The 19,738-nt window shown below is 69.3% G+C and carries 16 protein-coding genes and 1 tRNA gene; 10 read left to right on the plus strand and 7 right to left on the minus strand.

Annotated features, from left to right (window positions below; translation table 11 throughout):
• On the plus strand, window positions 1–598 hold a 598-nt coding region (locus tag QHF85_RS45030), incomplete at its 5' end, for a hypothetical protein (RefSeq protein WP_281333683.1).
• A 27-nt stretch (window positions 599–625) separates the two neighbouring features.
• Here QHF85_RS45030 and QHF85_RS45035 read toward each other — a convergent pair.
• The 6 genes from QHF85_RS45035 to QHF85_RS45060 all read right to left on the minus strand — a co-directional run bounded on the left by QHF85_RS45035 (window position 626) and on the right by QHF85_RS45060 (window position 9,627).
• Window positions 626–1,765 (minus strand): hypothetical protein, encoded by a 1,140-nt coding sequence (locus QHF85_RS45035; RefSeq protein WP_281333684.1) that lies wholly within the window; start codon window positions 1,763–1,765, stop codon window positions 626–628.
• Between the two features lie 129 nt (window positions 1,766–1,894).
• Window positions 1,895–4,651 carry a tetratricopeptide repeat protein gene (locus tag QHF85_RS45040; RefSeq protein ID WP_281333685.1) on the minus strand — a complete coding sequence of 919 codons (2,757 nt, stop codon included), beginning with the start codon at window positions 4,649–4,651 and terminating at the stop codon, window positions 1,895–1,897.
• A 227-nt stretch (window positions 4,652–4,878) separates the two neighbouring features.
• Complete coding sequence (locus QHF85_RS45045; protein WP_281333686.1) at window positions 4,879–6,057, minus strand: sialidase family protein; 1,179 nt, start codon at window positions 6,055–6,057, stop codon at window positions 4,879–4,881.
• Window position 6,058: 1 nt separating this feature from the next.
• Window positions 6,059–6,337, minus strand: a complete 279-nt coding sequence (locus QHF85_RS45050) for a MoaD/ThiS family protein (RefSeq protein WP_281333687.1) — start codon at window positions 6,335–6,337, stop codon at window positions 6,059–6,061.
• A 93-nt stretch (window positions 6,338–6,430) separates the two neighbouring features.
• Window positions 6,431–7,927 carry a hypothetical protein gene (locus QHF85_RS45055; RefSeq protein ID WP_281333688.1) on the minus strand — a complete coding sequence of 499 codons (1,497 nt, stop codon included), beginning with the start codon at window positions 7,925–7,927 and terminating at the stop codon, window positions 6,431–6,433.
• Window positions 7,928–8,031: 104 nt separating this feature from the next.
• Complete coding sequence (locus QHF85_RS45060; protein ID WP_281333689.1) at window positions 8,032–9,627, minus strand: hypothetical protein; 1,596 nt, start codon at window positions 9,625–9,627, stop codon at window positions 8,032–8,034.
• Between the two features lie 379 nt (window positions 9,628–10,006).
• On the opposite strand from QHF85_RS45060, the gene QHF85_RS45065 reads away from it, so the two are divergent.
• From QHF85_RS45065 to QHF85_RS45100, 8 genes are all read left to right on the plus strand, one after another.
• Window positions 10,007–11,065: a 3-keto-5-aminohexanoate cleavage protein gene (locus QHF85_RS45065; protein ID WP_281333690.1), complete on the plus strand. Its 1,059-nt coding sequence runs from the start codon at window positions 10,007–10,009 to the stop codon at window positions 11,063–11,065.
• Between the two features lie 19 nt (window positions 11,066–11,084).
• A complete protein-coding gene (locus tag QHF85_RS45070; RefSeq protein WP_281333691.1) occupies window positions 11,085–12,065 on the plus strand; it encodes a quinone oxidoreductase in 981 nt (326 codons plus the stop codon).
• A 91-nt stretch (window positions 12,066–12,156) separates the two neighbouring features.
• Entirely contained in the window at window positions 12,157–12,990 is an 834-nt protein-coding gene (locus tag QHF85_RS45075; protein WP_348652817.1) for a TauD/TfdA family dioxygenase, read from the plus strand.
• A 108-nt stretch (window positions 12,991–13,098) separates the two neighbouring features.
• Complete coding sequence (locus tag QHF85_RS45080) at window positions 13,099–13,914, plus strand: response regulator transcription factor (RefSeq protein WP_281333693.1); 816 nt, start codon at window positions 13,099–13,101, stop codon at window positions 13,912–13,914.
• Window positions 13,911–15,299 (plus strand): histidine kinase dimerization/phospho-acceptor domain-containing protein, encoded by a 1,389-nt coding sequence (locus QHF85_RS45085; RefSeq protein ID WP_281333694.1) that lies wholly within the window; start codon window positions 13,911–13,913, stop codon window positions 15,297–15,299. The genes QHF85_RS45080 and QHF85_RS45085 overlap by 4 nt, the downstream gene beginning before the upstream one ends.
• Window positions 15,300–15,429: 130 nt before the next feature.
• Window positions 15,430–16,170: a polyprenyl diphosphate synthase gene (gene uppS / locus QHF85_RS45090; RefSeq protein ID WP_281333695.1), complete on the plus strand. Its 741-nt coding sequence runs from the start codon at window positions 15,430–15,432 to the stop codon at window positions 16,168–16,170.
• Between the two features lie 56 nt (window positions 16,171–16,226).
• A tRNA-Arg gene (locus tag QHF85_RS45095) sits at window positions 16,227–16,300 on the plus strand.
• A gap of 592 nt (window positions 16,301–16,892) precedes the next feature.
• Window positions 16,893–17,045: a hypothetical protein gene (locus QHF85_RS45100; protein ID WP_281333696.1), complete on the plus strand. Its 153-nt coding sequence runs from the start codon at window positions 16,893–16,895 to the stop codon at window positions 17,043–17,045.
• Window positions 17,046–18,710: 1,665 nt separating this feature from the next.
• Here QHF85_RS45100 and QHF85_RS45105 read toward each other — a convergent pair.
• Window positions 18,711–19,124 (minus strand): hypothetical protein, encoded by a 414-nt coding sequence (locus QHF85_RS45105; protein ID WP_281333697.1) that lies wholly within the window; start codon window positions 19,122–19,124, stop codon window positions 18,711–18,713.
• A gap of 138 nt (window positions 19,125–19,262) precedes the next feature.
• Between QHF85_RS45105 and QHF85_RS45110 the strand changes: the two genes are divergently transcribed.
• Window positions 19,263–19,736 carry a hypothetical protein gene (locus QHF85_RS45110; protein ID WP_281333698.1) on the plus strand — a complete coding sequence of 158 codons (474 nt, stop codon included), beginning with the start codon at window positions 19,263–19,265 and terminating at the stop codon, window positions 19,734–19,736.
• Window positions 19,737–19,738: the final 2 nt, after the last annotated feature.

Below are 19,738 nucleotides of genomic sequence, written 5' to 3' on the forward strand. Positions count from 1 at the left end.
TGGGGCCGGCGGGGCCGGCGGCACGGGAGGCGCCGGAGGCGGCTCGTCGTCGTCCTCGGGCACGGGCGGCGCGGGCGGCTCCGGCGCGGGCGGCGCCGGCGGCGCGGGCGGCGCGGGCGGAGGCGGAGGCGGACCTGTCTGCGACGACCCGGGCGCCGAGCCGAACGATACCAAGGCCACGGCAACCAAGATCGCAACCAGCATCAGCTGCAGCCCCGTGACGAAGGACGCGCAGACCGGCGTGCTCGCTGGCGAAGCCGACATCGACGTCTACACATACCCGAACGGGGTCGACACCTGCGCCGGTCCGGCCAAATCGTGGCTCAAGGCCTATCCGACCAAGCCCTCGACGTGGTTTTGCCTCATCCCGCACTGCGCCGGCAAGGACATCCCGGACGTCCTCGAATGCCAGGACGGGCAATACTACAACATGGACGGGCTGGAAGCCTGCTGCAACCAGAACGGCGATGTGCTGATGCTCCTCCAATGCACCGTGGGCGCGGGCACCGTGACGAGCTACGACGTCTACATCGATCAGCCCGGCGTGAACGAGTGCACCGAATACGGATACGAGCTCACGTTCCTGCCCCCTCCTTGAGCGGACACGATGCAATCGTGGGGGGCGTCATTTGACGTTTGATGCGCCGCGCGCTGCCCCCTCGCTCCGCAGCGCGCGGTTGTACCGCTCCACGAAACGCCTCGCGTCGCTCTTCGTGAGGTTGTGGTCGTACGTCCAGCCGTCGTAGGGCGAGCCGAGGAGCCCGATCCCCGCCGCCAGCGTCGGGACCGAGAAACCCAGCATGATCCCTCCGACCGCGGGCACACGCCGGTCGGCCACCGCGGGACTGTCGGTCGCGAGGATCACCAGGCCCGCCGCCGCAGCCAGGAGCCCGAGGCTGCCGACGACCGCGCCGGTCGCGCGAAGCTGCGGCGAGTGATCGCGCTGAAAATCGTCGAGCTCGTGCGAGCCGGTCCGCGCGGCATAACGACGGATGAATTCGTTTTCCGTGATGCACCGCTTTTTCGTGCAGAGCTCGAACCGGTCTCGATTCTCACGCGACTCGCGGATCTCGATCACCTCCGCTTCGTTCGCCGCGCTCCCCGGGCGCTCGGGCTCCGCCGCGCCTGCGGGGGGAGGCTCCGCGCCCTGCCCGCCGAGCGCGAACGCGACAAAGCCGCGCACGTGGCGGCGGTCGATACGGGTGAGCTCGAGCGGATGGGGGCCCTCGTCGAACGCGACGTCCGCATTGCCGCCGGGCGCCGTCCGCTTCGCGAGCGCGATCTCCCCTTCCCCGAGCGTCGCCGAGCGGACGTAGCCAATGCCGCACGAGGCTTTCTGGCAGCACTCCGCGTAGGCCTTCGTCGCGGCCTTCTCGACGCGTTTGTGCACGTCGAAATGGTAGTAGACGTGCGACGCGCCCGGGGCACCGGCCGCGCGCGCGGCGTCCGGGGAGAGGCGCTCCGCGTCGTCGATGACGTCACTCGGGACCGGCCGCGGCTCGACATCGACGAGAGCATCCACGCAAGGGTTTGGCGCGAGCTGTTCGGCGAGCGGCCGGGGCATGACGTAGGGCGCGAGCAGGACGCGGCCGAGGAGGGTCGCGTCCTCGGAGGGCGTGAAGACGATGTGTTCGTCACGCGCGAGGGGAGCCCGCGCGCTGAACGGAGCGAACGAGCCTCCGTGCAGGGTGGGAGGGGCGTTGATCGTGCAGCCTGCGGCGGACGCCAGCGCAATGAGGGCGACGAAGCCCGAGCGTGTCTTCATGGTCCTCCAGGGCTCGGTGAGAGCGAGCCGCTTCCACGGTGCGGTCACGGGCGCTTACATGCCGCTTACATCCTCCCCGCTCGAAGGGTCGACGACGCCGGGCCGAGCCGCGCGTTCGCGCTCGCCGGATCAGCAGAAATCGATCGAGAGGTCGGAGGAGAAAAAGTAGCCGAGGTCGTTCCCCACGAGGACCTCGCGCAGGCCGAGATCACGCATGCGGGTCAGCATGACGTGGAGGCGATTGCGCGCGGCGTCCGCCAGCATCCGCTCGCCGGGCCAGCCGATCTCGATGAGCTGCTCGAACGAGATGGGGCGGGCCCGCGCGGCGAGGTGGGACTGCGCGAGCGCGACGAGGAGGCGCCGCATCACCGGCCGATTCGCGCACGCGACGCGTGGCCCCTTCGGCGGCTCGAACCAGCGGCCGGTGGCGTCGAGCCGCAGGACGAGGGGCGCCGCGGGGGCCGGGGACGCGTGTGTCGCGAGCGCGCTGCCGAGGAGGCGCGCGAGGACGCGTAGCTCCGTGACCCACCGAGCGCCCGCGCCGTTCGCGGTCGCGAGCACGGCGCCGAGCCTTCGATGGGCGCCGCCTTCGAGCTCGGCCGCGGCCGCGCTGTCGCCGTTCGTCCGAGCGCGCTGGGCCTCGGCCAGATCGAGGAAGCCTTTGCAGATCTCGAGCGCTGGCAGGTGCGTGTCGGCCCCCGCGTCGGGGTCGCGCTCGGCCGCTGCGAGCAGCTCCCGCGCCTCGTCGATGTGGCCGACCGCGGCCTCGAGCATGCTCGCGACGACCGTGACGAGCCTGGCGTAGACGTGCCGGCCGAGCGCGCGCACCCGCGGGAGCGTCTCGCCCAGCTCCAGCCGCGCCTCGAGCGGGCGCCCCTGCTCGAAGAGCACGACCGCTCCGCACGCCATCGCGGCCACCTCCAGGGTGTGCTCGCCGGCCGCGCGCGCCGCGTCCCGGGCCTCGCGGTAGCGAAGGGACGCCTCCCCCGGATCGCCGGCCTCGAGCGCGGCGTGCCCGAGGCCGAGCAAGAGGCGCGGGGGCGGCGCGAGGCCGAGCGCCCGGGCGTGCGCGAGCGCCTGATCGGCGTAGGCGCGCGCGGCTTCGAGCTCCCCGGCGTCGAGGTGCACGTACATGAGCTCGAGGCGCATGCTCAGCTCGAAGGGGGCTTCCCCGACGTCGCGGAAGCGCTCGAGCGCCTGCTCGACGAGCTGCCGCGCCCGCGGTTGCTCACCGCGCAGGCGGGCGACGAAGCCGAGCATCGCATACGCGAGACCTTCGAGGCGGCGGTCGCCGACGTCGCTCGCGAGGCGCCGCGCGTGCTCGGCGGCGCTCTGGCTCCCGTCGAAGCGCCCGCGCAGGAGCAGGACGAGCGCGAGGAACCGCCGAGCGAGCGACTCGAGCGACACGTCCTTCGCGCGCACGGCGAGCGCCACGGCCTCGTCGAAATCGCGCTCGCTCACGTCGAGCCTCGCGACGCGCCAGGCCACGCGCCCGCGGGCGATCAGCGCATGCCCGCGGACGCGCGGATCCACCTCGGCCGCCGAGGGATGTGCGAGCGCTTCGTCGAGCCAGAAGAGGTGCGCCGACGGCGATCCGTCGTGCCAGCGCGGCTCCTCGAGCGCCACGAGGATCCGGAGCGCGGCCTCCACGTCGTTCGGCGCGCTCGACGAGAGGCCTCGACGCACGACCGCGAGCAGGTTCTCGCGCTCGACGAGCAGCCGCCGCGCAGCCGTGCGCGGATCCTTGCGTGTGAGCGCCGCGGCGCGCTCGGCGTACGCGAGGAAGTAGCGCGTGTGGCGCTCGAAGACCGCGGCCCGTCCCGCCGATGCCGCGAGCCTCTCCTCGGCGTACTTGCGCACGCTCAGGTACATCGTGAGCCCCGGCTCGCCTTTGCCGTCGCCATACGGCGCGTGGATCAGGAGCGACTTGTCGCGCAGCGCCTGCAAGGCCTCGAGCGCGTCATCCCCGCCAGGATCGAGCACCGCTTCGGCGGCGTCGGCGCCGATGCGGCCGTGAAAAACCGCGCATTGCGCGAAAGCTTCCTGCTCCCACGGTTCGAGCAGCTCCCACGACCAATCGATCGCGTCGCGCAGGGTCGACCGGCGGCCGGCGGCCTTGCCCCGTCGCCCGAGGACGTCGATGCGCCGCTCGAGACGCTCGAGCAGCTCGGCGGGCGTGAGCGTGCCGAAGCGCGCGGCCGCGAGCTCGATGGCGAGCGGGAGTCCGTCGAGTTCCCGCAGGAGGCGCGCCACGACGGGCGCTTCGGCCGGCGTCGGGTCGTACGAGGGGTACACCTCGCGGACGCGCACGATCCACAAAGCGACGGCTTCGCTGCCGTCGAGATCGTCCTGCTCGGGCAACGACAGCGGTGCGAGCTCGTGCACGACCTCCCCCGGGATGCGCAGTCGCTCGCGGCTCGTGACGAGGAGCTGGAGCTCGGGGATGGATGCGAGCCACGCGCCCGCTGTCGCTTCCGCTTGTTCGACGACGTGCTCGAAATGGTCGAGCACCAGGAGCGCGGGCCCGAATGCCGCGAGGGCTCGGATCATCCGCGCCATCAACTCGCGCTCGCCGGCCCCTTCGGGCTCGGGCACGCCGATCGCACGCGCGACGGCGGCGCGAATCCCAGAGGCCCCGCGCGCGCCTTCGAGATCGCAGAAGGCGACGCGCAGCGGCTCGTCACGGGAGGGATCTTCGAGCTTTGCAGCGATACGCGCCGCGAGCGCGGTCTTGCCGATCCCCGCGGTGCCCGTGAGCGTGACGAGCGGCGTCCCTTCGGCGAGGAGCTGCTCGACGCGGGCGAGATCGGCGCTCCGGCCGACGAACCCGCGTTCGCCGAAACGCGGCCGGCCTCGGAGGGCGCGTTCTTGCTCGGGAGGGCGCATCGCGGCCGCACCCGAGGCGTCCGCATGGGAAGGGGGCCGCGTACGGCTCGACATCGCGGCAGCCGCCGCTTTCGTCAGCCGCAGCGATGAGCGAACGCGTCCTCTCGTCACGTTGGATGCCAAGGACCGATGCTACGACCGCTGCATCGCGCGGGAAAGGATGTTCCTCACCCCAGGAACATGAGCATTCTCGTCTGAACCGTGCTTCCGCTGCCGCCGCCGCCGACCTATGACGCGAAGCGTACGGAATAGATGGGCGGCAGGTTGTTGGCGACGGTCGTAAAGCCCTCTCCGCCATCATCGCTCACGTAGAGGTTGCCCGTGGTGGTGCCGAAAGCCACAGCGCCGTCTTTGTTGGCGAGCGCGTGGCGGAAGATGACGTCGTAGGCTTGCTCTTGGGGCAAACCGCGGCGGAGTTGCTCCCAGGTCTCACCGCCGTCCGTCGTGCGCGCCACGAAGAGCGCGCCGTCGAGGGCCGTTCGCTGCTGGTCCGACTTCCCGGGCACGACCCACGCCGTGCGTCCGTTCTTCGCGTCCGCGGTGATGGGGAAGCCGAAATGCACGCCTTGTTCTGGGCGGCTCACCTTGCGCCAGCTCTTTGCGCCGTCGCTGCTGTAGTAGATACCGACGTGATTCTGCTGCCAGACATGGTCGGGATCGCCCTCGCATTGATCGATGTAATGCGTATCGTGGCCCCACTCGGCGTCTGGTTCGGGCGTGTGATCGAGCCGCATGCCCTGGTTGCGCGGTTGCCAGGTCTCTCCACCGTCCGCTGTTTCGATGACGCCGGCCGTGGACACGGCGACGAGCATTCGCTTCGGGTCGCGCGGGTCCACCACGATGGAGTGGATGCCCGGGGCGAACTCCCCCCCCTCGGAGGCCGGCGTGCCAAACCATTTCGTCTCGCCTTTGCCCTCGCCGCTGAACAGGTCGCCGCCGCGTGATTCGTGGTTCCAGAGCGGCCGGTTGAGCTCGAAGGAGCCGCCGCCGTCGCGGCTGACGAACAAGCCGCCAGGGATGGTGCCCACATAGACCGCGCCGCCCGGGCCGAAGCCGATGATCCAGAGCTTCTGTACCGTGGCCGGGCGCGTGACGATCTTGATACCGACGCCGAAGTCGCTGCCGGCGTCTTCGTACATGTCCTGGCCGATGTAGCGAGCGCCCTCGGGATACTTGATCTGGGCGGGGTTGTCGTTCCAGGTCTCGCCTTCATCCGTGGAGACGGACAGCTTGGCTCCCCAATGGCCGAAGCCGAGCAGCGCCCAGAGTTTGCCTGTGTAGGGATCACGCGCGACATAGTTGACGCCGCCGCCGGCATGGCCCGCGAGCCGCGGCTTCCACGAGCCGTTCTGTTTTTCGACGATGAACGTGCCTTTGCGCGTGCCTACCAGGATACGGCTTGCCATTTCACCCTCCGCTCAACGCTTGCAGAATGTGGACCTCGTCGTCGGCAGCGACTGCGTCTGTGAGTCCCTTACGGTCGCGGATCATCTGCTTGCCGACGAAAATGTTGACGTGCGTCCGCAACCGGCCACGCTCGTCGCAGATGTAGAAACCAATGCCGGGCGCGAGCCTCTCCAGGGCCGCGACGACCTCACCTGCTGTCGACGCCTCGACGAGGATGGATTGACCTTCGAGATGCGGGAAGAAGGTGTAGAGGTGACGCGTCAGGTGGACAGACGGCATGGTGGGCTTGCCGTACTCCCGCGTTTGTCGCGCGTCAATTGGTTTTACGAGGGACGTTCGAGAGAGACAGCCCGAGAAAGGGGCGGCGGTAGGCTACTGGCCCGGATAGGCTATCCAGAGGCCTGCGCGTTCGGGCGTGCGCACGGCGTAGACGACGCCGAGCTCGGGCCATTTGATCTCGCTGGATTCGCTGACGCCCGTATCGACGTCGATCTGCTCTCCGGTCTCCGGGATCCAGGTCGTGAGGGTGCCTGCCCCGCGTGTGTCGTCCCAGTCGTGAACGTAGTGGAGGACGCGCACCAGGGGGAACTGCGTCTGGAGGTGGACGCCCGGGACCCGAAGCGCTTCGGTCAGCGTCGCATTGTCAAGCACGACGAGCGTCCCAAGATCCTCGTGCGGGTCCGTGAGCGTGGGGACATACCCCCCCATCAGTGCCGGTCTCTCCCAGTAGCCCTCGAGGACCGGAGAAAAACCGCCCTCGGGCGACCATTTTCCCAGCGTACTGGTCACGCCGTCGTAATCGAGATCGAGCACAACGCCGCCCTCCTTGTTCGGCCAAATCCACCAGTTTGGCCTCGGATTCGTCCCGACGAACACGGGCTCGCCGGCCTCCGGGATGGCCCAGAGCTCGCGCATCTTCCCTGGCTCCTCGCGCTCGAAGAAAAGCCACGGGTTCGAAAGGCCGCGGAAGGCAAGCACGGACGTGACCCCGGTGGAGAAGAGGCGTGTCTCCCCCGTCGCCCGCTCCAGGACCCCGAGCACGCCGGCCGCGCAGTCGTCCCGGTAGGTGAGCCTCTGCGGGCTCTCGCCGATGGCGTAAAAAGGTTTGCACGGCGCGGCCGTCGTGGGGACGGCGATGGGCCCGGGGTCCCCAGGCTTGAGCACCCAGAGACCCTTCGCATTCACATAAGCCGCCTCCTCTCCGTCATGCGAGACCGCGACCTCGGTGATGCCATCGCCCGCGGCTTGTAAGAAGTTCCCCTTGCTATCGCGCACGACCAGGCTCCCGCCCTCGACCAACCAGAACTTCTGCCCCCTGAATTCCCAGAAGCTCGCGTTTTCGGCGATCGTCTGCACCGAGCCGGCCCAGGGATCGATCGTCACGACCTCACCGGACGTCGTCCGCACGGCGTAGGCCTCAGGCCCGGCCCCGAAGAGTTCCTCCAACGGCGCTTCGACCGAGGGCACGCGCATGACCTCCACGCAGGACGCGTCGAAGATGCGCAGGTCCCCGCTCTCGGCCCCGAGATCTCCCTCGAGCGTCAGGATCCGAGCCGGGCGAGGGTCGGCGAAGGCCCCGTCGGCGTTGGCGATGAGGCTTGGCTCTTTCGTGTGGTAAAAGAATGCCTTGCCCAGCGAGCAGGTGCGCTGTTCGTCGCCCGCGAGCGAGACCACGACCACCTCGTCATCCCCCGGCCCGAGCTCGTGTTGCGCCACGACGAACGCCCCGTCCTGCTGCGATCCTCCGACGAGGAGCCCGTGAAAGAGGCCACCTGCGTGCCTCTCGGGGCTGCGCTCGATCTCGACCTCGGGCCCGCAACCGCTGCACACGAGGAGCAGCGACCCGGCAGCCCACAAAAACCGTCGCATCCTTCCACCATTCTCCAAGAAACACCTCCATCGAAATCGTGAGTCGCCGCGGTAGGGCGCGGCCAGCGGAATCCGGTCATGTACCGTTCCACCAGAGCAGCCGCCTAGTAGTCCGCATAGGCTGTCCAGAGGCCCGCGCGTCCGGGCGTGCGCACGGCGTAGACGACGCCGGGCTCCGGCCAGACGAGCTCGGCGAATTCGTTGACGCCCGTATCGACGTCGATCTGCTGTCCGTTGACGGGGACCCAGACCGTGAAGGTGCCTGCCCCGAGCGTGTCGTCCCAGTCGTGAACATAACCGAGCGCGGGCGCCTGCCGGGAAAACAACGGAGTCTGGTGGACGCGCGGGACCCGGTGAACTTCGGCCAGCGTCTCTCCGTTGAACACGACGAGCGTCCCGACATCCTCCTGCGCGTCCGCGAGCACCGCCAGATAGTCGCGGGAGACCCCTCTCGCTTCCCCCGCGTAGCCCTCGACGAGCGGAGAAAAACCGCCCTGCAGCGTCCATTTCCCAAGGGTGCCGGTCTCGCCGTCGTGGTCGAGGACGAAGAGAAAGCCTTCCCCGTGCGAGTCGATGCCCGGGTCGAGCTTCGGATCGGTCCCGACCAGCACCGGCTCGTCGGCCTCCCGGACGGCCCAAAGCTCGCGCTTTTTGCCTGGCTCCTCGCGCTCGAAGAAGAGCCAAAAGGCTCCCTGAAGCCCGTACGAACGCACGGACGTGACGCCGCCGGAATCGAAGACGCGCTTCTCCCCCGTCGTCCGATCCAGGATCGCGAGCACGCCGGCCGCACAGTCTTCGCGGTAGGTGAGCTTCGGCGAGGCGCCCCACTGGTGGTATTGCAAGCTGCACGGCGCGGCTTTCGTGGGAATCGCCATGGGCGCGTCTTCCCCAAGCTTCAGCACCCAGAGGCCACTTTCATCGACATAGGCCACTTCGGTCCCGAACGGCCCCACCCCGATCTCGGTGACGCCCGTGCCCGCGGTTTGCACGATGTTCCCGTCGAGATCGCGCACGACCAGCTTCCCACCCTCGATCAACCAGAAATGATCGGGGTAGTACCGAAAGAAGCTCACACCCTCCGCAATGGTGCGCGTCGTGCCGGCCCAGGGATCGATCCACACGACCTCACCGGCCGTCGTCTGCGCGGCGTAGCCTTTGAGATCGTTGTTGTCGTCGAGGATCCCATACATGGTCACCCTCGTCGGCCACCTGGACGCCACGACCGAGGGCACGCGCAGGCGCTCCGCGCAGGATGCGTCGACGATGCGCAGATCCCAGCTCTCGGCCTCGCGCTCTCCCTCGTACATCAGGATGCGGGCCGGGCGAGCGTCGACGCGCGGCTCTGCGCCCGCGTACCCGGGGCGTGGCGAGCTGCTCACGGAGTACGCGAATGCCTTGCCCAGCGAGCAGGTGCGCCGTTCGCCCTCTGCGAGCGAGACGAGGACCACCTCGTCATCCCCCGGCGCGCGCTCATGCCGCGCCACGACGAACGCCCCGTCGGGCTGCGTTCCTCCGACGACGAGTCCGCTATAGGCGCCGTCCGCGGACGCCGTGTCGCTCCGCTCGATATCAACCTGGCAACCGCTGCACGCAGGCAACATCGCCGCGGCAAAGGCGCCCAAGGCGGCGAGCGCGCCCCGCCTCCGCTTGCCACCCGACGCCGCGCGCCAGAACATTCGTGTCTTTCGGCCGTTCTCCAAGAAACACCTCCACGGGGACCGTGTGTCGTCGTCCCGTGGAGCACCGCTCGTGCCAGCCTCGCCGACGCTGTTTTTCCGGCCCATCTCCGCGCGGACGCCGCGGGCGCGCCTTCGCTGTCGTCTCCACGTCCACACGAGCTCTCGATTGTGGACTCCCCGTCCACAGGACGCTCGCCCAGCATCCGGAGGGACGCACCTCGACGAGCTGCTTGTCGCGTCGAAACGGCCCGCGTGCTTGCCAATGGCGAGCAAACCATGGTGGCGCTCGGCCTCGGAGAGGGCGCACGAAGCGCCGTGGAGAGCCTCGCGCAAAGACGGGCGACGTGCGGGGCTCGCCATGCGCTTGCGCTCGGAGCGGCCCGGAACCACGAGAATCCGCATGGACTTCCTCGACGACTCTCTGTTCCCCGAGAACCAGGAAAAGCTCGTCATCACCGTGGCGCCGTACGGGCCGGAGTGGGAGCCCTCCGATTTCCCGGAGGACATCGCGGTGTCGATGGAAGATCAGATCCAGAAAGCCGTGGATTGCTACAATGCCGGCGCCACGGTGGTGCACGTGCACGCGCGCGAGCCGGACGGCAAGGGGTCCAAGCACCTGTCCAGGTTCAACGAGCTCCTCGCGGGGCTGCGTGAAGCCGTGCCCGACATGATCCTGCAGGTCGGCGGCTCGATCTCCTTTTCCCCGGAGACCGAAGGGGAAAAGGCGAAATGGCTGAGCGACGACACGCGCCACATGCTGGCCGAGCTCTCGCCCAAGCCCGATCAGGTCACGATCGCGATCAACACGTGCCAGATGAACATCGTCGAGCTGATGACCGAGGACGACTATGCCGGCAGCTCGCTCGCGCGGCCCGAGGTGTACAAGGCGTACCGAGAGATGAGCGTGCCGGCCGGCCCGGCCTGGGTCGAGGAGCACCTCCGGAGGCTCACGGCCGCCGGCATCCAGGCCCATTTCCAGCTCGCCAACGTCCCCCAGCTCGAGACGGTCGAGCGCCTGATCCGCCGCGGCATCTACACGGGGCCGCTCAACCTCACCTGGGTCGCCATCGGCGGCGGCTTCGACGGGCCGAACCCGTACAACATGATGGAGTTCATCCGCCGCGTGCCGAACGGCGCCTGCCTGACGCTGGAAACCTCCATGCGGGACGTGCTCCCCATCAACACGATGGCGATCGCGATGGGGCTGCACACCCGCTGCGGCATCGAGGATACGTTGTGGGGGCGCAAGAGGCAGCGCATGACCTCCGTGCAGCAAATCGAGCAGCTCGTCCGCATCACGCGCGAGCTCGGCCGCGACGTGGCGACCGGCAAGGAGGCCCGCCGCATTTACAAGATCGGCGAATTCTACAAGGACGCCGACGAGACCCTGGCAAAGCTCGGGTATGCGCCCAATCGCAAGGCTGGCGAGCGCGGGGTCCCGCGGCGCATGGCGGCCTAGCGCCGGAGAAGGTGTTTCCATGGCCCACGCTGTCCGATTTCACGAGACCGGCGGCCCTTCGGTCCTGCGCTGGGAGGAGGTCGCCGTGGGCGACCCGGGTCCCGGCGAGGCCCGGGTCCGTCACGTCGCCGTCGGGCTCAACTTTGCCGACACCTACTTTCGCACCGGGCTTTATCCCGTGCCGCTCCCGAGCGGCATCGGCGTCGAGGCCGCCGGCGTGGTGGAGGCGGTCGGGGAAGGCGTCACGAATGTCGCGCCGGGCGACCGGGTGACGTATACCGGCTTTCTGGACACGCTCGGCGCGTATAGCACCGAGCGAACCCTGCCGGCGGCGCCGCTCCTTCGGCTGCCCGAGGGCATCCGTCCCGAGACGGCCGCGGCCATGACCATGCGGGGCCTCACGGCGGCCTACCTCTTGCGCCGCATCTGGCCCTTGAAAGCCGGTGACACCGTTCTCCTGCACGCGGCGGCGGGCGGCGTGGGCCTGATCGTATCGCAATGGGCGAAGCTGCTCGGCCTCACGGTGATCGGCACGGTGTCGACCGAGGCGAAGGCAGACATCGCCCGCGCGCACGGCTGCGACCACGTCATCCATTACGGTCGCGAGGACGTGGCCCGGCGCGTGCGCGAGCTGACGGGTGGGTCCGGCGTATCGGTCGTGTACGACAGCGTCGGAAAGGACACGTTCACGGGCTCGCTCGATTCTCTGAAGCGGCGCGGGCTGCTCGTGTGCGTGGGCACGGCCTCGGGCCCGGTGCCGCCGCTCGACGTATCGAAGCTCGCGGCCAAGGGGTCCGTCTTCGTCACGCGCCCGGCGCTCGCCGATTACATCGCCGATCCCGCCGAGAAGGCCGAGCTCGCCGGAGAGCTGTTCGGTCACGTCGCCCGAGGGCAGATCCGGATCGAAATCAACCAGCGCTACCGGCTGGAGGACGCGGCGCAGGCGCACCGCGATCTCGAATCACGCAAGACGACGGGCTCATCCATCTTCGTCGTCTAGACCCGTGGGAGAATGCAACATGGAAGCCCCAGCACCGTCCCCTCCGGCCCCCGCCCGCGCGTCGACGGCCGGCTCCATCGAGGTCGCGCCCATGACCTGCATCATCGGTGCCGAGCTCGCCGGCGTGAGCCTCGCCGATGCCGCGCGCGACGACGCGCTGTTCGCGGAGATCCGGGCACTTCTCCTGAAACACCGGGTCCTGTTCCTGCGTGATCAGGACATCACGCGCGCCGACCACGTCGCCTTCGCGAGGCGGTTCGGCAAGCTCGAAGACCACCCCATCGCCGACAGCGACCCCGACCACCCGGGGCTGGTGCGCATTTACAAGGACCTGAACAGCCCGCCGGAGCATTACGAGAACGCCTATCATTGCGATGCGACGTTTCGCGAAGCGCCGCCGATGGGCTGCGTCCTGCGCTGTCTCGAGTCGCCGGCCGTCGGCGGTGACACGATCTGGGTCAACATGGTCGAGGCCCATCGCCGCCTGCCCGAGTCCGTCCAGCATCAGATCGCCGGGCTACGCGCCAGGCACAGCATCGAGGCCAGCTTCGGCGCGGCCATGCCCATGGAGAAGCGCCACGCGCTCCGGGAGCGCTTTCCCGATCCGGAGCACCCGGTCGTGCGCACCCATCCGGAGACCGGCGAGAAGATCCTCTTCGTCAATGCGTTCACCACGCACTTCGTCAACTTCCACACGCCGGAACATGTGCGGTGCGGCCAGGACTTCGCGCCCGGGGCGAGCCAGCTCCTGAACTATTTGATCAGCCAGGCGCAGATCCCCGAGTACCAGGTACGGTTTCGCTGGAAGAAGAACAGCGTCGCGATCTGGGACAATCGCTGCACCCAGCATTACGCGGTCCAGGATTACTGGCCGGGGGTGCGCAAGATGGAGCGAGCCACGATCGTCGGCGACCGGCCCTCCTGACGGAAGCGTCCTCGTGCCAGACCGATCGAGTTCCCCACGGACCGGCGCCGTGCGGCCCGCACGCCTTCCCAGTTGAACCCGCCCGCGAGCGGCGCAATACCTCCCGGCATGCCGCACATCCTCATCGTCGAGGACGAGCCCGCGATCGCCGAGTCCCTCGCGTACGCCCTTCGTCGCGACGGCTTCGGCGTCACCCTCGCGGGCACCCTCGCGGGCGCCGAGCGCTCCCTCGACGTCGCCTCGCTCGTCCTGCTCGACCTCATGCTCCCCGACGGCAGCGGCTTCGACCTCATCGGCAAGGTCCGCAGGAGTGGCCTCGGCACCCCCATCATCGTCCTCACGAGCCGCGACGACGAGGCCGACCGCGTCGCCGCCCTCGAGACCGGCGCCGACGACTACGTGACCAAACCCTTCTCCACCCGCGAGATCGTCGCCCGCGTCCGCGCCGTCCTCCGCCGCGTCGCGCCCCCCGCGCCCCTCGGCACCTCGCCTCCCCCCGCGGCCGCGCCCGCGCCCGCTCCCGCTGCCGCGACCGCTTCCGCTTCCGCTTCCACTTCCGCTTCCGCTTCCGCTTCCGCTTCCGCTTCCGCCTCCGCTCCCCCGCCCCTCGCCGTCGACGAAGCCACCCGCAGGGCCTACGTCCACGGCCGCGAAGTCGAGCTCACCCGCGTCGAGTTCGACCTTCTCGCGTGCTTGCTCGCGGCGCCTGGTCGCGTCTTCACCCGCGCGCAGCTCATCGATCGCGTCTGGGGCGACGGCTTCGCCATCACCGACCGCACCATCGACTCGCACGTAAAAGGCCTTCGCCGCAAGGTCGAGTCGGCCGGCGGCAACCCTGCGTTCGTCGAGACCGTGCGTGGCGTCGGCTACCGCGTCACCGACAGGCCCGCCGCGCCTCCGCCGGGCACCCCGGACGCCCCGTGATTCGCCTCCTCGTCGCCTCTGCCTCGGCCGTCGGCCTCATCCTCCTCGTCGCCTACGTCGCCTCGCGCATCGTCCGCGCCCGCACCCGCGGCACGAGCATTCGCCTCCAGGTCTTCCTCGCCCTCGCCGGCATCGTCGGCGCCTTCGCGTTTGGCCTCGGCCTCCTCGTCCTCGATCGCATCGAGGCGCGCGCGACGCTGCTCGCCGACGACGCCGCGCGGGACGAGGCCGCCGCGATCGCCGCCGTCGTGGGCGGTGAGCTCGACGCCCGCGGCGCCTCCCTCGGCGACGTCGGCGGCCGGATCGCTCGATCCGCGGATCCCGACGCCCTCCACTTCTCGCTCCTCGATCCCGCCGGACGCCCCGTCTTCCGCGCCGGCCCTGCGCGGGGCGAGCCCGGCACCGTCTTCGTCACGGCGCCCATCCTCGTGCAGAGCCACGTCGTCGGCCAGGTCGAGGTCGTCAAGCCGACGCTCGTCATCACCCGCACCCTCACCGACTTCGCGCCCACGGTCCTCGCGATCAGCCTCGTGCTCGGCGCGGCGGCTGCGGCGGCGGCCGTCCTCATCGGCCGCTCGATCGCCCGGCCGATCGAGGCCCTCACCGACTTCGCCGTCCGCGTCAGCGAGGGCGAGCGCCGCGCGCCGCCGCCCCCGGCGTTCGGCCGCGAGGTGCAGCGCCTCTCGCGCGCCATCGACTCCATGCGCCGCCAGCTCGAAGGCCGCCCGTTCGTCGAGACGTTCGCGGCCGACCTCTCGCACGAGCTCAAGAACCCGGTCGCGGCCATCCGCGCGAGCGCCGAGGTCCTCGCCGACGGCGCGCTCGACGAGCCGGAGGAGGCCGCGCGTTTCGTCGGCCGCATCCAGCAAGCGACCGAGCGCATCGAGGCCTTGCTGAGCGACCTCTTGAACCTCGCGCGGATCGAGGCGCGCGGCGTCGAGGACGCCGCCGTCGTCGACCTCGACAAGCTCGCCCGGGACGCCGCGGCGCACGCCCGCGAGCGCGGCGCAATCGTCGATGTCTCCACCACCGGCGCCGTCACGGTCCGCGGCAGCGCGCTCTGGCTCTCCCGGGCGATCGAGAACCTGCTCGACAACGCCGTCACGCACGGCGAACCCAGCGAGGCCATCATCCACGTTTCGCTCCTGCGCGAAGGCGACGAAGTGCGCTTCACGGTCCGGAGCCGCGGCCGCATTCATCCTCACGTCGCCGGCCGCTTGTTCCGTCGCTTTGTCACGACGCGCGTGGAAAACGGCGGCACGGGCCTCGGCCTCGCGATCGTGCGAGCGATCGCCGAGGCGCACAGCGGCTCGGCGGAGTGCGCCGAGAGCGGCCCGCCCGAGGTCAGCTTCCGGATCACGCTGCCCGCCGCGAGGATCCTGTAACAGAATCCACACATTCTTCCGATCTCGCGTGGGAGTTCTCCACGGAGCCTCCACGAATGCACCACGGCGGTTCCGTGGACGAGGGTGGGTGCATGGTGCATCCTCAGGCCGCACGGCTCGAAGGATCCCCATGAACGAACGCACGCTCCCCCAGCACATCGCGATCATCCTCGACGGCAACGGCCGCTGGGCCACGTCGCGCGGACTTCCTCGCACGAAGGGACACGAGGCCGGGTCGCACAAGGTGCGGCTCGCGGTGCGCGCCTGCCACGAGCGGAAGATCCCGGTCGTGACGCTCTACGCGTTCAGCGCGGCGAACTGGAACCGCCCGGGCGAGGAGGTAGGGAACCTGATGCGCATCTGCCGCGAGTTCGCGGAAGAGGCGCACGACGATCTCGTGTCGCGCGGCGTGCGGGTGGTCGTGGTGGGCGACATCGACGACGAGGTGCCGACGGCGACGCGGAAGGCGACGGAGCGGCTGATCGAGAACACGGAGGGCGGGACGTCGATGACGCTGGCCCTGGCGCTGAACTACGGCGGCCGTCGCGACATGGTGAGCGCGATGCGGGCGGTGGCGGCGCAGGCGCGCGCGGGGCTGCTCCTGCCGGAGGACATCGACGCGCAGACGATCCGGCGGTTCTTGAGCACGAGCGCGCTTCCGGACGCGGATCTCGTGATCCGGACGGGCGGCGAGCAACGGCTGAGTGATTTCCTGCCGTTCGAGGCGGCGTTCGCCGAGCTGTTCTTCACGGACACGCTCTGGCCCGACTTCTCGGAGGCGACGCTCGACGAGGCGCTCGCCTTCTACGCGCGGCGCCAGCGTCGCTTCGGTCGAACCGACGAGCAGGTCCGGCGCACGGCAGAGATCTGAACGATCTGGTCAGACGGCCCAAGGCCGTTTATGCTCGCGTGCGAACGCGAAAGCGAGCGCCCGTAGCTCAGCTGGATAGAGCGACGGCCTTCTAAGCCGTTGGTCGCAGGTTCGAGTCCTGCCGGGCGCGCCTGCGAAATCGTTGAGGATTTCGCTCTACCCCCTCCGAGGTGTTGGTCCATCTTTGGTCCATGGGGGGTGCGGCCTACACTCCCGTGCGTGGCCTTCGCGGCGGCCTTGAGCGCGGTCTCGCCGAGGTGGGCGTATCGCTGCGTCAAGGTGATCGTGGAGTGCCCGTGCAGCTCCTTGATCTCCTCGAGCGTCCAGCGGCGGCCCCCCGGCGCGGGGGCCCCGTCCTCTTGGAGAGGGTACCAGCCCGAGACGAGCGACGCGGCGCAGGTGTGCCGGAAGTCGTGCGCCGGCCTCGGCCGTCGGCCGTCGTGGCGCCGCTCGGGGACGATCCCCGCCGCGGCGAGATAGCTGTCCCAGGGGTTGATCTTGACGGCCTTGCCGTCCTTGTGGGTCGAGAACTGGAAGAGCACCCCTACCCCGCGCCGAGCTCCGCGCGGACCGGGGAAGGCCAGCGAGAGGGCGTTCCGAGGGCACCACGAGGGCAGGAGTTCGAGCCAACGGTGCACGGCAGTGAGCGCCATCCCGAAGAGGGGCACGCGCCGGATCTTGCCGCTCTTCGTGGCGCCCTTGTTCGAGCGGCGGATGACGACATGCGGATTCTCGTCGTCAAGGTGCACATCGGCGAGCTTCAGCGCGTTGAACTCGCCGAGTCGGAGGCCGGTACCGCAGAGGATTTGCATCCAGAGCCGGTGTACTTCCGGGATCTTCGCGCAGGTGAAGAGGGCGTGCTGCTCCTCGGGTAGGAGGTAGGTCCAGGGCTCCTCGGTCTTGGCCTGCTTGCGGATCCTCACGTCCGCCGCTGGGTTCTGCGGGATCATCCCCTGGGCGACGGCATCCCGCAGGGAAAGCTTGACGAGCGAAAGCACCTTCGTGGCGGTCTCCCTCGAAATGCGGCCCCTGCCCCGGCGGGCCATCGGGGACAAGCTCGTCACCGTGAGCCGATCGACGAAGACGATCACGTCGCGGGCCTGGATGTTGGAAAGGGGCAAGCGCGCGAGGGGGGACTTCGCGACGTGCCGAGCCCAGCGGCGGCGCTCGTGCACGATTCCGCGGACCTGCTCGACGACTTCACGCCGGTTGAGCCATTCCTGTCCCCAGGTGGCGAGGGTGATGCCGTCGCGGGATTGCGCATCGAGGCCGAGTTCCTCGAGGAATGCTGCGACGGCACGTTTTGCCTCTTCCTCGCTGTCGAACATGCCGACGCTCTTGCGCTCCCCGGTCCCGACCACGACGCGCGCGTTCCAGCGGGTTCGCCCGCGGTAGCTGTACCGGACCGCCGTCCAGGAGCCCGGCGTCCTCAATGCATTAGCCACGACCACCTCCCAATCCCAGCCGGCGCAGGGCTGCGCGTGCGCGCGCCCGGTCCGTCTCGCTGATCTCGACCTGCGGGGGCGCTGGGATGCGCCGAGGGCGAGGGCCGCCCGAGGGTCGCCGAGGAGGAAGGCCACGCCGCCGCTCGACCTCGCGGGCCAGGAGATCGGCGATCGCGCGAAGGTGCGTCCCGATTTCCAGCAAGAGCGCCTCTTCCATCCCGGAGCCCGAAGACAGCATGCTCCCGGACAAACCGCTAGGGGGAGGAGCGCCAGGCGTGGCGGTTTCTCCCGGCTTGGTGCGCTTTCCCCGTGTGTTGCGCATGCGACGTCGCCCTCGTGCAGCACGTGGACGGGAGGGTGCCTACCGTCAAGCGCGGGGCGTTGCACGGGCGATACAAGGGAGCAGGCCAGCGATGTCAGCGCGGGTTTCGCGTGGCTTGCGCGCAGGGCGGCGTTGTACCGGCCCAGCGGGCCAGGAGGGCGCCTCGTACTACTACCCCTCCCCCGTCACCTCCTTGTTTTGTACCGGTACAAGAGAAAGAGGGGCGGAGTGCCGCAGAAATGTGAGGCTAGCGCTCCGGTACAACGTACCGGGCCCCCTCGACCGGACGCGGCTACGACGAGCCTCCGTGAAGCCTACGGTGGTCGAGCCCGCGGAGGGCAAGCGTCCCAGCGAGGCCGATTTTTCTCATAGGTGCGTGCCCGTCGACCAGAGCGCACGCCCTTCCGCCGAGTAAATCACGACATTCCCGTCATCCTGCACGATGAGGTAGGCCCCTGGGTGACGGTCGGTTCCCGAAGCCCAAACGGCTGCGCCATTGTGCGCGTACAAGACGAGATTCCCGTCGCTTTGCATGTAGCACCCCGTGATCGCGCGCCCCCACGTACTGGAATCCCAGCGGGCACGGCTTCCCCCGCGGATGTAAAGGACCAGATTCCCGTCATCCTGGCAAACGAGGGTATGCACGCCGCTGTTCGACGTCAGGGATTCCCCTCGTGCGAGGTGCTCGTTCGGGAGGAGCCTATCCCTTGCCTCGGCCATGGATCCAAAGGACACGAAAGCAATCGACGCCAGGATGGCCAACGGCGCACGTTTCATATTGACTTCCCCTTTTCTTGCCCATGGGCTGCCGAGGTTTGCCGGTCCGGGCAGCATGTTGAGCGCTCGTGCGGCCGCGCCAAGCTGCCTTGCAGCTCCTCGAGCAAGTCCCGCTCGTACCTACCCGCATCCCCCCTGCCCTCCCTCCTCTCCACCATCGTCGCCAGCTCCTGCTCCGCCCGCCTCCACTGCTCCGCGGGCGCTGCGTGCGCAATCCTCTTCGCCACCGTCAGCGGCGCGCGCAGCTCATCGATAAGCCTCCCGATCACCGGGTGCAGCTTCGCGATCCTCCGATACGAGCACCGCGCCGCGCGCTTCATCTGAACAACATCCCGCAGCACGTCCTCCGGCGTCCGCGCGACCTGGCACGCGAGCGAATACCAACGCGTTTTTACCTCGGGTAAGGGCATGACGGGGGCAACGTATCCCGCATCAGGATACCATCAACCCGAGATACGATAAAAATCGCCCTCTCGGGCCGATGCCATCTTGGTCCTCGCGCTGAGGCGCAGCAGGGACGCGGGAGGAATCGGAGGAGAATGGCAACCATGACGATGCCGGCCGTCGGGCCGGCGCAGTTGGCGCTCGTGAAGAACCAGGCCGAGATGGCCCAGGTCCGCCGCGAGGCCAACGCGATCAAGAAGGAAAACGCAGCGCTCAAGGCCGATCTCGCGGTGATCTCGCGCGGCGTCCGTGATCGGGTGGGCTCGGGCCTCTCCTCGGCGATCACGGCGGGCGCGGCATTCGGTGCGGGCGTCGCTGATGGCTATCTCGAGGCGAAGGGCTCCGACAAGGTGGGCCCCTTCAAGCTCGTCTCGGTGGCGGGCCTCGGCCTTGCGCTCGCGGGCGTGTGGCTCGACGATCCCGACTTCGCCGAGGGCGCGTCGGCGCTCGCGCGCGGCCTCGCGGCGGGCCCGCTCTATGTCTCGGGCCGGGACAACGGGCGCAAGATGGCGCAGCGGGGGCAGACCGCGCAGCAGATGCAGGCCGGGCTCACCACGACGGCGCCGGCCCGGGTCTAATC

This window comes from Polyangium sp. 6x1, assembly GCF_029946515.1.
Lineage (GTDB): Bacteria > Myxococcota_A > Polyangia > Polyangiales > Polyangiaceae > Polyangium.